Origin of the sequence: Shewanella kaireitica, from assembly GCF_023284045.1 — a bacterium.
GTDB lineage: Bacteria > Pseudomonadota > Gammaproteobacteria > Enterobacterales > Shewanellaceae > Shewanella > Shewanella kaireitica.
The window spans coordinates 110,551-123,693 of record NZ_JAKIKQ010000006.1 but is presented as its reverse complement, the minus strand read 5'-3'; the positions used below and the strand labels follow the sequence as shown (position 1 = coordinate 123,693).

Here is a 13,143-nt window from a genome sequence, read left to right as displayed (position 1 = left end):
TTAAGCTAAAACTAATTGGCTTTAGCATGTAATATTAAATCATATAGAGCTGCTTATTGTTAAGCGCCTTTTAAATAGAACTAAATTTGGTCGAAGAGAGAGAATTGATGTCATTTTTAACCCAAGTTGGACAAAGTCTTCTGCAAGATGGATTAGCAATAGATGATCTACAAAGCTATTTGAAGCGTATCCATGAGCACAAGATTGATTTCTCTGATCTTTATTTTCAAGGTAGTCGCCACGAGTCTTGGGTGCTAGAGGATGGCATTGTTAAAGATGGTAGTTTTCATATTGAGCGTGGCGTGGGTGTTAGAGCTATAACCGGTGAGAAAACCGGTTTTGCCTACGCTGATGAAATCAATCCAACAGCTTTAGAAGCAGCAGCAACCGCAGCGCGTGGCATTGCGCTCTCTGGTGGCAGTGGCAAAGTGAACGCTTGGAAGCAGCAACATGATAAAGCGCTTTACCTTAGTGCGGACCCTATCGCAGCGATGGAAGAGGTTAAAAAAATCGCCCTTTTAAAAGAGGCTGATGCCTATATTCGTAGTCTTGATGAACGGATCATTCAGGTGGTTGTGAGTTTATCTGGGGTGCATGAAGAGATATTAGTTGCAGCCAGTGATGGAACTTTAGCGGCCGATATCAGACCCTTGGTTCGTTTTAATTGCAGTGTCATTCTACAAGAGGGTGACAAGCGCGAGCGCGGTGGCTCTGGTGGTGGCGGGCGTCATAGTTACGATGTATTGCTGGCTGATGGCGACGATGGTCTACCCTATTGCTTTGCGTTTGCACGAGAAGCTGTGCGCCAAGCGCAAGTTAATCTTCAAGCGATAGATGCTCCTGCGGGTGAAATGCCAGTGGTATTAGGCGCAGGTTGGCCCGGGGTTTTATTGCATGAAGCAGTAGGTCATGGCTTAGAAGGTGACTTTAACCGTAAAGGCAGCAGCGCCTTTAGCGGCAAAGTTGGCCAGCAAGTGGCCTCTAAATTGGTTACTGTAGTTGATGATGGCACTATTGCCGATCGTCGTGGCTCATTGAGTATTGATGACGAAGGCACACCAACACAGAAGACGGTACTAATTGAAGATGGGATCTTAAAGGGCTACATGCAAGATAAGCTTAATGCAGGCCTGATGGGTGAACGTTCGACTGGTAATGGTCGCCGCGAATCTTATGCACACCTACCGATGCCACGTATGACTAACACCTACATGGAAGCAGGGGATTCCGATCCGGAAGAGATCATTAAGTCTGTTAAAAAGGGGGTTTACGCACCTAACTTTGGTGGTGGTCAGGTCGATATAACTTCAGGAAAGTTTGTCTTTTCTGCTTCTGAAGCCTATCTTATTGAAAACGGTGAAATTACCCAGCCAATTAAAGGCGCAACCTTAATTGGTAACGGCCCTGAGTCAATGAGTCAGATTTCGATGGTCGGCAATGATCTAGCACTGGATAAAGGTGTCGGAGTTTGTGGTAAAGATGGCCAAAGTGTCCCTGTAGGGGTTGGTCAACCGACTCTTAAACTGGATAAACTGACCGTTGGTGGTACAGCTTAATAAACTTCTGTAGAAGCAAAATATTCAAAGTAAACTAGGATTTAGTAGTCAGTCATTGCACTAGATCCTAGCGCAATGACTGTTAGCAATGATACCATCCGCACATTAAATAGAGTATAAGCTCTAGAGGTGCCAATGAAACGTTCGCTTTGTGCTATTTTGTTAGTTTTTCCGCTGTCGATACAAGCTAAGCCTATAGCCTTTGATCAAGCTTGGCAGCAGTTGCTCCAAGTGAGTGATAAGTTGCAAGCTGGTACGCAAGAGGTCAACCGCGCAGAGGCTGAGCGTGTTGCTGGTGAAGATATGAACCTGCCCTCAGTCAGTATTAAGGGCAGTTATACTCGTTTAGAAAAACCGATTGAATTGGATTTGCGCGACCTTAATCCTCTCGCTTCACTCGATCCTGCTACCTTACCGCCGGCTTTAGGTGGAGCACTTGCTGGGATCCCTGGTTCCTTGTTTATCACTCCTTTTACTGAACAAGATATTTTCCGTTCGAGCTTACAGGCGATGTGGCCAATCTATACCGGCGGAAAAATCACCGCTGCACAAGCGATTCATGAAGCCCACGTTGCCGAGAAAGAGGAACAGCTAAAGCTTACTACTCGCGACCTATTCGTCAGCCTAGTCGATCGCTATTACGCTGTAGCGGTAACTGAAACACTCGCCAAGACTCAAAAGCAGCTGGTTGATTCTCTCACATTACATGCATCTCACGCTCAAAAACTTGAGCAGCAAGGACAGATTGCCAAGGTAGAGCGGCTCAATGCGCAGGTTGCACTAGAAAATGCCAGAGTGAGTTACGGCAGCGCCAAGCGTCAAGCTGAAATGGCAATGATCGCACTGTCTCGGATGTTGCATGAGCGTCAAGTGGATGCGACTTCGCCGATGTTTATGATAAAGAGTGCGCCGTCTCTGCCTCAACTGTCTCAACTGACCATGAATCAACACCCTGCTTTGAAGCTGTTAGCTGCAAAAGAGGATCAAGCTCAGGGACTTATTAGTGTCGAGAAGGGCAGCTATTATCCTACTGTGTTCCTTTACGGTAATTACACACTTTATGAAGACGACAGCTTGTTCTCCAAGGTAGAGCCTGATTGGATGGTTGGTGTTGGGGTAAATATCCCTCTTATTAGCCGAGATGGCCGCAGCGGCAAAGTGGAAGCGGCTAAGAGTGCACTATTGCAGGCTAGATACACTAAAGCGCAAACCCAACAAGATCTAAACCTATTGCTGGAACAAAGCTACCGTCAATTGCTGCAAGCGCAAGAGGAAGTTGTTTCGCTAAATACCTCGCTGAGTTTGGCGGAAGAAAATAAACGTTTGCGTGATATCGCCTTCAGGCAGGGGTTATCCACTTCTATTGAAAAAGTGGATGCAGAGCTTAAGCTCACCGCGGTAGAAACCCAACAACTTGGCGCGCAATATCGCTACGTACAAGCTTATGCAAGACTGATGGCGATTAGCGGTCAGCTAGATGAATTTATTGGAAGAAGCCTTCAGCAAGGGGAATATAATGCGCACTAATCGCATCTTAGCTGCAATCACAATGATTGTGCTCATTGGGATACTCGCTTACGGCTTAGTATTAGCTTATACGCCGAAATCTCAAGTGTTACAGGGGCAGATAGAAGCTCGCGAATATAATATCTCATCTAAAGTCCCTGGCCGTGTTGAGCAAGTGTTAGTTCGCCGAGGTGATATAGTCAATCAAGGTGACTTGTTATACGCGATCTACAGCCCAGAGTTGCAGGCTAAGCTGATGCAAGCAGAAGGGGGCCGTGATGCAGCTAAAGCTATGCAGCAAGAAGCTGACAATGGCGCGCGTAAACAGGAGGTTATGGCGTCAAAAGAGCAGTGGTTGAAGGCACAAGCGGCTTCCAAGCTTGCCAGCACCACCTTTGATCGTGTTGAGGCGCTGTTTAACGAAGGTGTAATGGCAAGACAGAAGCGAGATGAGGCCTTTACTCAGTGGCAAGCTGCCAAGTATACCGAACAAGCTGCATTGGCTATGTACCAGATGGCTGATGAAGGTGCTCGTGATGAAACTAAAGCTGCAGCAGCAGGTAATGCCCTTATGGCTGAAGGCGCGGTAAATGAAGTTAACGCCATACTTGCCGATAGCCAAATGCGCTCACCCAAAAATGCTGAAGTGAGCGAAGTTTTACTGCAAGCTGGTGAACTCGCACCAAGCGGTTTTCCTGTTGTTAGTCTAATCGACATGAGCGATGCCTGGGCAGTATTTCAAATTAGAGAAGACCAGCTGAAACTGGTTAAACAGGGACAAACATTGTCATTAACTATCCCTGCTTTAGGACGTGATGTAGAGTTTACCGTTAGCCATATTGCGGTGATGGGTGACTTTGCCACTTGGCGCGCAACGGAAAGTGGCCATGACTTTGATATGCGCACTTTTCAAGTTGAGCTACGCCCCAGTGAAGTGATTACTGACCTAAGGGTTGGTATGTCAGTTCTATTTGCTCTATAACCCAGTGTAGCCCGAGGCTTTTGCTTTGATGACAATGCTAAAAAGAGAGCTTGCTGCCTTAATGGATGATCCTTGGCAGTTGGCACTTATCAGCTATATCCCGCTACTCAGCATTATCGGTTTGTGGCTACTTTTTAGTGCCGGGCTTCCGAGACAACTGCCGGTGGCGGTGGTCGATTTGGACCAAAGCCAAGTTTCCCGTGCCTTAGCTAGGCAATTACAAGCAAACCCTGTTACAAAGCCTATCAGTTATACCGATCTTGCAAGCGCAGTTGAAGCGATGCAGCAAGCAGATGTTTATGCCTTGCTTGTACTGCCACACGGCTTTAAACGAGATCTGCTGACAGGTGAAAGCCCCACCATCGATATTCGATATAACAGTCAATTTTTGCTGGTAGGTAAACTACTTTCAAGTCAGCTGCAAGCCAGTATGGCTGATGGATTAAAACCGTTAGCGGCAATCAAGCAGTTGGCAGCGGGTGTGCCTAAAGCAAAAGTCGCCGTTAATTTAAGTCCAGTGAGTAGCCAAACAACCGCGTTGTTCAATCGCAATAACAACTATGTCGGCTTTTTGGTGCCGCCGGTGCTTATTGCGCTATTACAGCTGGTCGCAATGATGGTGTTTGCCAATAGTTTGAATCGAGAGCTACGCTGGAATACCACTTCAGAATGGATGGCATTGGGGGTGTGGAAAGGGATCGCGGCTAAGATGCTGTTTTATACTCCACTCGTTTTATTGCACGGTGGCTTTATTCTGGCGCTCATCTATCTGTATCTAGGTTTACCAATTGAGGGTAGCATTGCGCTGTTGTTAGTGGCGCAATTAATCATGTTACTTGCCGTTTGGCTGATGGTACTGTTGATCTTCTTTGCACTTAAAGACAGCGCTCGAGTGATAAGTTTTTGTACCGCGATGTTTGCGCCCGCGTTTGCGTTTATGGGGGTAACGTTCCCAACCCATGAGATGCCTGAACTAGCACAGTGGTGGCGAGTCATTATGCCTACTAGTCACTATATTGAAACCCACGTCGCCATTGTTAGTTATGGTCAAGGTTGGTTAGCCACATTGCCACAGGTTGCCAGTTATTGGGGTTATTTATTGCTGCTTATACCTATTAGTTTTCTAGCAAAGAAAGGGTTTGAGTCAACTGATGATATTGCGATAGCAACGACCCAAGAGGAGAGTTAGCATGAGTTTTTTACAGCTTATTCTCGCCGAGTTGAAAGCAATATTAGCAGACAAAACCATAGTGCTAACTGTATTTGGTGGTGTGCTTTTTTACGCTATCCTCTATCCGTTACCCTATCTCAATCAAGTGCCTACCGACCAACAACTGGTGGTGGTTGATCACGATAATTCGTCATTAAGTCGACAGCTTATCCGCCATGCTGATGCCAGTGCTAAAATTAAAGTGATTGCCAAATTAGGCTCCATTGATGAGGCAAAAAGCTGGATAGAAACTGGCAGGGCACACGGTCTGCTGGTTATTCCTGCAGATTTTAGGCGTGACCTGATACTCGGACGTGGGGTAACACTGAGCTATGGTGGTGATGCGAGTTACTTTCTAATTTACTCTGCTGTTGCTGAAGGATTGATTGCTGCGGGTCTTGATGCTGGTAAAAATATTCAACGTTTAGGTCTACTAGCACAAGGTAGCGGTGCACAAGCGGCAGATAGAAGCCTTGATGTCGTTAAGCTCAATAGTATTCCAGCTTTTAACCCGAGTTTAGGTTATACCCCTTATATTGTGCCTGGACTGTTCTTACTGATTTTGCATCAAACACTGTTGATAGGTACCAGTATTCTAGGAGCCAGCCAGTGGCAACAAGCTGGTTACTGGCAGCAGGTTAGCCCGCTTAAATTGATATGTGGTCGGATGGCAGCTTTTATGGTGATTTATAGCCTGCTAACCAGTTTTTATGTTGGCTATTGTTACTATTGGTACGACGTAAGTTTACAGGCAAGTTTTAGTCAAGTGGCGTTACTGTTATTGCCATTTTTGCTGGCAACCACAGCAGCAGGAATTGCATTTAGTAGTCTATTTACTCGACGTGATTTGCCGACGCAGGTGTTACTGCTAATCTCTATGCCTATTCTATTTGTATCGGGTTTTGTATGGCCAACGGCCTTGATCCCTGAATCTGTGGTGGCGGTGTCGCAAGTTTTCCCCGCAGTGCCCGGTATAATGGCGATGTTAGAACTCAATCAAATGGGCGCCTCTTGGCAAAGTATCATGCCGCAATGGCTGCAGCTGTGGGCGATGGTAGCGATATATTTTACTTTCGCCTATTGGGGCACAAAGAGGCGTTTAACCACCGTAATCGATGATTAAGGGGGAATGCGTTAACAGCTCAGTGATAATCGGAGCTGTTTAACGTTATAAAAGTTGAGCTCGTATGCTATTAAAAAGCCCGCTGCAATAAGATTGCAGCGGGCTTTTTTTAGCTTTACTCAAAACAGCTTGAAGCTTAAGTTCCTGTTAGCTCAACACTAAAGCCAATTGTCGACTTAACTGCTTTAGGGGTCAGTACCTCAATTGAAATTGTACTGTTTTTAGCGGGTTCGCCAGTGCTTGTGGGATCTATATCATTGGTCAAAGTGAAGCCTGTCGTCGTGCCACCAATACTATTACGGTTAGGCACCACGTATGCATCAGCGGTCAACTCACCTTGACTTGCTGTGGTATTGAGGGTGGTGTTCGCTGGCATTATTTGGTCGGCGCTATCAAAGAAACGGATGCTAAATGTAGACGATGCACCTGCTGGAATCGCAGTCGCTGCGATAGTTGAATCACCATCAGTATAAATCACATTACCATCTTGGCTAATTTCAAAATGGGCATCTGAGCCAGACATAGTTAAAATCAGTGCTTTACGGATATAAGTCTTGTTAGCTAAACCTTCACCACATAAGCTGACGCTGTCACACTGAGGGCCGTTGAATTTTCCATCGGCTGCCGTGTAACTATCTTTGGCTGCAGTATTAAAGTAAGGTTCGCCAGAGGTATAAGTATAAGATTCATCATCATCTCTGAATGCATCGCCAAGGTCGCTAAAACCACCCGCATGGTAAGTTTCAATGTCCATACCGTTGCCTGAACAAGCCACGGCATTGCCATCTCTATCCAAACAGGCTAAAGCCACTGAGCCACCGTCGGCATCATCAAATATGTTATTACCATTGGTATCGAAAAAAGTTTCGTGACCAAGCGCGTAGGCCAAAATAGTAATACGGTGATCTGGCACTCTTGGGCTGGCAGAGGTCCATTCAACACTACAGGCACCATTTACAGTTAAACAACTAGAAACAATTTGCCCGCCTTCAGCGGTAAAGTTAATCGTGGTGTCATCGGGTGCTGGGTTACCAAAGCTGTCTGAGGCGTAGGTGGTAATAGAGACTTTCTCGCCATTGAAATCCCCCGCTTCTGGATTGGATATTGATGCCGATGCGCTAAATCCAAGTTGTTGCGGTAAACCTGTATTAATACTCAATTGCTCTGACTGTGTCGTGACGCTCTCATCATCAGAACCAATCGCTGTTGCAAGCACGCGTACAGGGGTTGGAATTGTGCCGGAGAGTACGCTGGCGCTGACCAATCCACTAGAGTTACTGGTATTGCTAATCGTTGTATTGCCATTAGAGAAGCTAATCCCACCGACACTCGTATCGAGAGAGAAGTCGACCTGTTGCTGAGCAATAGCCTGACCATTAGCGTCTGAGACCTTGAAGGTGATCAGTGACGATTCACTTGAACCTGTGCCCCCTGTTCCTTTAATGCGGATTGAAGTCGGTTCTGCGGACACAAAGCTTAAGTTTGCTAGGGTTTGGCTGGCGAGTGAGAAATCAAGGTTGGCACTAATGCTCTGGTTGCCTGCAACCACTGTTGCAGTGATTTGGTCATCGCGTTCGCTATTACCGCTACAACTGCTGTTCTGGAAAGTAGAGCTTGCAGTGCCTGAAAGAGATGTCACCGGTGAGTCGATACTGGCGCTATTACTTAATACACAGCTTGAGCTGAAACTAACACTGGTAGGAGTTTGTAGCCGAGTGTAGCTGCCATCATCGTTTTTTGTTGCTAAATCAGCAGTGACACCGAAGGTGCCGCCGGCGCTAACCATGTACTTGCCATCAACGAGTGGTAATGTTGTGGCTAATTGGTTTTCTGTAAAAGTTGCACCATCAGCAGAGAAACTACCGATAACAATGATGCCATCTTCACTGACAGCATCCTTTGCTAAAACTTCATAAAGTCCAGAGCTTTGGTAGGTTTTACCGTCACTCTCTAGCGTTACCGTCATGTTGGCCGCACCGAGTTCACTTTCTGTTGGGGTATAACTCACTTGAGCGATACCGTTTTCTTTAGTGAGTGCAGAACTTGGAGTTAGATTAACGCTACCCGCTACAAAAGTTGCCATTTTACCGGCAACGCCTAAGCCTTGTTCATCCAAAAACTGTGCTTGCAGTTGTACTGTCTCTTCAGCTTTGAATTGAGTCACTATGGTAGTGCCATTAATGATGGCGCTGTTGAGACTAAATGTTGGCTCTGACGGCGATGTGGCTGAGGTAAATTCGAAATTACGAGTGCCACTGGCAGTATCTTCATTTTCAGAGAAGTTTGCAGTTAGAGTGCCTGCACCTTCAGTTACAGCTGAATTACTAACAATGACTTCGGCTAGACCACTGCTGTTGGTCAGTTTTGTAGCCGCTGAAAGCTCGCCAAAGCTGGTTGAGAAGGCGATCAGCTTGCCATTACGGTTACTGCCATCTTGCTTAAGGTGAGCGACTGCACAGAATGAACTATCGGCACTGAAACTAAGTGCATCAGTGGTTTCTGCACATTGTCCATCAACCACAGTTTTATAGCTTAAAGACAGGCTATAAACACCGCCATTATCGGTATCTTCATTATCGCCTGAAGCGCCATTACAACCACTTAAGGCAGATAAACATAAAAGAGTAACAGGGAGGGCGGCCAGCTTTTTGGTGAGGGGCATTCGCAAATTCCTTGTGCAACTATATACAGTAATGTTTGAAGGGGAGTTGTGTAGTCATATATAGGTCTATTTCCACCCTATTTGACCCAAAAAATAGCTCTCTGAATAAACTACTTATTCAGGGAGCTAATGTCTAGATTAGTCACGCTTATTCTGTGATTTCGTTACGTAAATATTTACTTAACTCTTTCGCTGTTTTCGACAGAGTAATATCAGCATTTTTAGTCAGTTCTTTCTTTGCCTGACGTACAAACTGACGTAACTTCTGTCTATCAAGCTGTGGATGCTTCTCTATTAATGCTTGAATCGCAGGATCGCCTTCGTTCAGCAGCTGATCACGCGTCTTGTCTGCAACGTTAGTTTTAGCACTTTCATTGCTGTTTTGATTCAATACATTTTTCATTGCGAGCTGTAGCTCTTCAATGTCAACGTAGCGCATCAACTTACCAATATATTGCAGGTGACGACGATAGGCTTCAGTATTGATCTTAATCGTCTTCGCTTTTAATACGTTGTCATAAACTATTTCATCTAGATTGAGTCTCTCAATCTGACTTTTACTAAGTAAAATCAATTTTTTACCTAGTTCTTGATAGATGACGATTTCACGCTTAGCATCTGCTCTGCTTTCGTAATCATCATTTTTGTCATAGGGCTGGTGGAAGTGTTCTGAGTCACCGACAATCTTCATATCTTAAATCTCTTACAAATACTAAGATAATAATAACATTTATAAAGCCAGTTGACCTGTCAATTTTTGGCCTAACCTAATTAGGGCGATCTAAAAGCTAAAGTTATTTAATGTGATTGGTTTTTGGGTTTGTTATGCTTATGTCATTACCGATTATTGAAGAGTAGATTTGTGTCCTCACCTAGCATTGATATCGAATTAGTTCCCCTTAAAGACGCTGTTTCAATAGCGTTGGAATATGCCAAGACCTTAGGCACTTCAGGTGCAGAAGTTGCAATTAGCAAGCAACAAGGCCTTTCCGTTTCAACTCGTATGAAAGAGGTTGAAACGGTAGAGTTTAATAAAGATGGTGCTTTGGGGATCACGCTATTTAGAGATGGTTGCAAGGGCAGTTCTTCAACCTCAGATCTTAGCCCTGCGGCAATTAAACAAGCGGTAAAAGCGGCTGATGATATTGCTCGCTTTACTTCTGCAGACCCTTTTAATGGCCTTGCTGAAAAGTCACTGATGGCGAAGGAGTTTCCTGATCTTGACCTCTATCATCCTGAGACTGTTTCGCCTGAAGAGTTAACGCGTATTGCGATTTTGGCTGAAGAGGCTGCTCTTGATGCTGATGATCGCGTGCAGATATCCGATGGGGCTAGCGCTAACGCTCATTCAAGTGTCAAAGTTTATGGCAATAGCCATGGATTCCTACATGGTTATTGCAGCTCTCGATATAGTTTAAGTTGTGTCGCTATTGGTGAAAACGATAACGGTATGCAGCGAGATTATGACTATACCGTCGCTAGAAAATACGCTGACTTGTTAGCGCCTGAATTGGTCGGCAAGAAAGCGGCTACCAAGACAGCAGGCAGATTAGGTGGCCGTAAACTTGCTACCACAGAGCTACCAGTGCTGTTTTCGCCTGAAATCGCTACGGGCTTGATGGGGCACTTAGTTGGCGCCATTAGCGGTGGCAGTATTTATCGTAAATCCAGCTTTCTGTTAGATGCGGTTGATACCCAAGTCTTTCCTGATTGGTTTAGCATTGAGGAGCAACCACTGCTTAAAGGAGCATTAGCCAGTGCTGCCTACGACAGTGAAGGTGTAGGTACTCAAGAGCGTAAAATTATCGACAATGGTCGTTTAGCAACGTATCTGCTAACAAGTTACTCGGCTAGAAAGCTTGGACTGACCAACACCGGTCACGCGGGTGGGATTTATAATTGGACATTGTCATCAACTGGGCAAACATTTGATCAACTCGTTCGAGAGATGGGGACTGGTTTGATTGTCACTGAAGTGATGGGGCAAGGGGTTAATACGGTGACTGGTGATTACTCACGAGGCGCTGCAGGCTTTTATGTCGAGAATGGCGTTATCTTGTACCCAGTGGAAGAGATCACCATTGCTGGTAATTTAAAAGATATGTACAGCAACATTGTCGCAGTGGCAAAAGATAGAGATCTTCGCTCATCAATTCGCACAGGCGGAATTTTGATGGATAAAATGAAGATCGCTGGTAGTTAGGTTATTCGTTTTTGCGAGCTATCCCCCGTTATACCTGAAGAAAAAGGCTTCCTCTGGAAGCCTTTTTTGTGGTTATCTTTTGCTGTGCGCCTGTTCACTCTCTTGCCAAAAGCTATTGAGTGTTTGGAGTAGCTGGTCATTGCTAAGAATGCTGACATGATCTTCATTTAATCCATAAACTTTGACAGCTCGTTGTTGCGCTTTATCGCTGAGTTGGCTCTCGAGGCTAATGACACCATCGCTGCTCTCTTGGTTTAGAATTCCACTCATCTTATAACCAAAAATTAGCAGATGTGGCGGTGTTGTAGAGTGAAGCTCACTGCTAGAGAATAGCTTGCCAATAAAATCACTACTCGGGGCTAAGTCTCGCCATGCTGGCATGACAACTGGGGCGTAATCAATGCCGCTTTGAGCTGAGCCGACTCCGCCAAAAGGGCTAGATATTGAAGTGAAGCTGGCAATATCATTACAGCCTAATTGGTTTCGGCAAAGATCGAGGTAAGCTTGAGCCACTAAGCCGCCCATACTATGAGCCACTAAGTGCAGAGTTTTTACGTTATAGCGATAGTCGATAATTTTAATCAGGCTGTTAAGGCCATTTGCTAATAACTCAAGCGGTAAACCGCTGGGGTAGTTCATTACCCAAACTTGATACTTCTGTCTATCTATATTGGCAAGCAGTGGTGCAAAGTCTCTGGCTGTTCCGTTCATGCCGTGAATGAAAAGAATAGGCGTTTTATTGCTATCAAACTCATCAAGAAAGAACACGCCACTGTTACCCTCAAACAGGTGAGTAACAGGTTTCCACATACCAAGTTTCGCCGTTTTACGATCGAATTTGTCTTCATTTAGCTGAGCTTTTTCACCTATTTTTGCAGGGCTAATTTTTACGTCGACTAGGTTAACGAGTGGTCTATCAATCAATGCCGTTGGCGGAGTCCCCTCTGTCTTGCTGAGCGTTATTGTAAGATCAGTGTCATGGCTATTTACGGCTAATTCAGTAATAGCAAAAGCTTCACCAACCTGAAAGCGCAAGTCATGGTTTACATCGTTGAAAGTAAAAAGATACTTGCTTAGAGCATCGGTTGTTACAGTGATCTGTTGGTTGCCAATAACAACTTCGTAGCCATCGATAGTCTTAGCATCGACTTGCTGCAGCAGCACTAACACAAAAGATCCCACTTGATGCTCAGGCTCGATATTAACCTGATACTCGACATAGACCTGTTCCAGCATGTCGACCTCTTTGGCTAGATCTCGAAAATTGGCACAGCCGCTGAGAAAAATCATCAGTGCTACAGTTAAAAATATTTCCTTTATTTTCATTGCTATGACATGAATACAATTTTGAAAATCATATAGATAACTTAGCAGTAAACGGATCTAAAGCTCAATTTTCACGACTATTTCGTTACTTTTTCAAATTAAAACTTGAATATATGGTAAATCGTATATATCATTTTTCATATATCTAGTCTCTAATACTTATACTCTTCGGGTAATGAAAATGAAACCTTTAACGTTTTTTAAGGCGATGGCCGACGACACTCGACTGCGTAGCTTATTGCTGATCCAGGCTGAAACAGAGCTTTGTGTTTGTGAGTTGATGACGGCGCTTGATGAGATCCAACCTAAAATATCTCGCCATTTGGCACAGCTGCGCAAACTGGGATTATTGGTTGATAGACGTCAAGGTCAATGGGTTTTTTATCGAGTTAATCCGGAGTTACCAGCGTGGGCAAGCGAGATCCTAACGACCTTAGCAAAGCAGCAAAATGAGATTATCAAAGACAATTTAAGTCAGCTTAAGCAAATGGGCGATCGTCCTGAACGCATTAAAACATGCTGCTAACAGGCTGCTATTTTTATTCTGTTTCACTATTTTAAATTTAGGTCAGATG

10 protein-coding genes are annotated in these 13,143 nt (G+C 44.8%); 7 read left to right on the top strand and 3 right to left on the bottom strand.

Features of this window, described 5'->3' with window-relative positions; all coding sequences use genetic code 11:
- Window positions 1–107 precede the first annotated feature (107 nt).
- The 5 genes from tldD to L2730_RS10320 all read left to right on the top strand — a co-directional run bounded on the left by tldD (window position 108) and on the right by L2730_RS10320 (window position 6,377).
- Window positions 108–1,556, top strand: coding sequence for a metalloprotease TldD (gene tldD, locus L2730_RS10340; RefSeq protein WP_248974527.1), 1,449 nt, complete (start codon window positions 108–110; stop codon window positions 1,554–1,556).
- A gap of 135 nt (window positions 1,557–1,691) precedes the next feature.
- Window positions 1,692–3,083 (top strand): TolC family protein, encoded by a 1,392-nt coding sequence (locus L2730_RS10335; RefSeq protein WP_248974526.1) that lies wholly within the window; start codon window positions 1,692–1,694, stop codon window positions 3,081–3,083.
- Entirely contained in the window at window positions 3,073–4,044 is a 972-nt protein-coding gene (locus L2730_RS10330) for an HlyD family secretion protein (RefSeq protein ID WP_248974525.1), read from the top strand. Before L2730_RS10335 ends, L2730_RS10330 begins: the two co-directional genes overlap by 11 nt.
- 28 nt (window positions 4,045–4,072) lie before the next feature.
- Window positions 4,073–5,233 (top strand): ABC transporter permease, encoded by a 1,161-nt coding sequence (locus L2730_RS10325; protein WP_248974524.1) that lies wholly within the window; start codon window positions 4,073–4,075, stop codon window positions 5,231–5,233.
- Between the two features lies 1 nt (window position 5,234).
- The gene (locus tag L2730_RS10320) at window positions 5,235–6,377 is read left to right on the top strand and encodes an ABC transporter permease (protein WP_248974523.1); all 1,143 of its coding nucleotides are present in this window, start codon (window positions 5,235–5,237) and stop codon (window positions 6,375–6,377) included.
- Between the two features lie 136 nt (window positions 6,378–6,513).
- Here the strand turns inward: L2730_RS10320 and L2730_RS10315 are convergent, their stop codons facing one another.
- Together L2730_RS10315 and yjgA are read right to left on the bottom strand one after the other, a co-directional pair.
- On the bottom strand, window positions 6,514–9,039 hold the full coding sequence (locus L2730_RS10315; protein ID WP_248974522.1) for a hypothetical protein: 2,526 nt from the start codon (window positions 9,037–9,039) through the stop codon (window positions 6,514–6,516).
- Window positions 9,040–9,187: 148 nt separating this feature from the next.
- A complete protein-coding gene (gene yjgA / locus L2730_RS10310; protein WP_020910730.1) occupies window positions 9,188–9,730 on the bottom strand; it encodes a ribosome biogenesis factor YjgA in 543 nt (180 codons plus the stop codon).
- Window positions 9,731–9,901: 171 nt separating this feature from the next.
- On the opposite strand from yjgA, the gene pmbA reads away from it, so the two are divergent.
- Window positions 9,902–11,242 carry a metalloprotease PmbA gene (gene pmbA, locus L2730_RS10305; RefSeq protein WP_248974521.1) on the top strand — a complete coding sequence of 447 codons (1,341 nt, stop codon included), beginning with the start codon at window positions 9,902–9,904 and terminating at the stop codon, window positions 11,240–11,242.
- Between the two features lie 72 nt (window positions 11,243–11,314).
- Here the strand turns inward: pmbA and L2730_RS10300 are convergent, their stop codons facing one another.
- Entirely contained in the window at window positions 11,315–12,568 is a 1,254-nt protein-coding gene (locus tag L2730_RS10300; RefSeq protein ID WP_248974520.1) for an alpha/beta fold hydrolase, read from the bottom strand.
- Between the two features lie 181 nt (window positions 12,569–12,749).
- Here L2730_RS10300 and L2730_RS10295 point away from each other — a divergent pair, with 181 nt between their 5' ends.
- Window positions 12,750–13,094, top strand: coding sequence for a metalloregulator ArsR/SmtB family transcription factor (locus tag L2730_RS10295; RefSeq protein ID WP_248974519.1), 345 nt, complete (start codon window positions 12,750–12,752; stop codon window positions 13,092–13,094).
- The last annotated feature ends 49 nt before the right edge of the window (window positions 13,095–13,143 follow it).

What these genes read in the sequence shown, in the direction of transcription:
- tldD (WP_248974527.1), top strand. Translation starts at nt 108, where the DNA reads ATGTCATTTTTAACCCAAGTTGGACAAAGTCTTCTGCAAGATGGATTA.
- L2730_RS10335 (WP_248974526.1), top strand. Translation starts at nt 1,692, where the DNA reads ATGAAACGTTCGCTTTGTGCTATTTTGTTAGTTTTTCCGCTGTCGATA.
- L2730_RS10330 (WP_248974525.1), top strand. Translation starts at nt 3,073, where the DNA reads ATGCGCACTAATCGCATCTTAGCTGCAATCACAATGATTGTGCTCATT.
- L2730_RS10325 (WP_248974524.1), top strand. Translation starts at nt 4,073, where the DNA reads ATGACAATGCTAAAAAGAGAGCTTGCTGCCTTAATGGATGATCCTTGG.
- L2730_RS10320 (WP_248974523.1), top strand. Translation starts at nt 5,235, where the DNA reads ATGAGTTTTTTACAGCTTATTCTCGCCGAGTTGAAAGCAATATTAGCA.
- L2730_RS10315 (WP_248974522.1), bottom strand. Translation starts at nt 9,039, where the DNA reads ATGCCCCTCACCAAAAAGCTGGCCGCCCTCCCTGTTACTCTTTTATGT.
- yjgA (WP_020910730.1), bottom strand. Translation starts at nt 9,730, where the DNA reads ATGAAGATTGTCGGTGACTCAGAACACTTCCACCAGCCCTATGACAAA.
- L2730_RS10300 (WP_248974520.1), bottom strand. Translation starts at nt 12,568, where the DNA reads ATGAAAATAAAGGAAATATTTTTAACTGTAGCACTGATGATTTTTCTC.
- L2730_RS10295 (WP_248974519.1), top strand. Translation starts at nt 12,750, where the DNA reads ATGAAACCTTTAACGTTTTTTAAGGCGATGGCCGACGACACTCGACTG.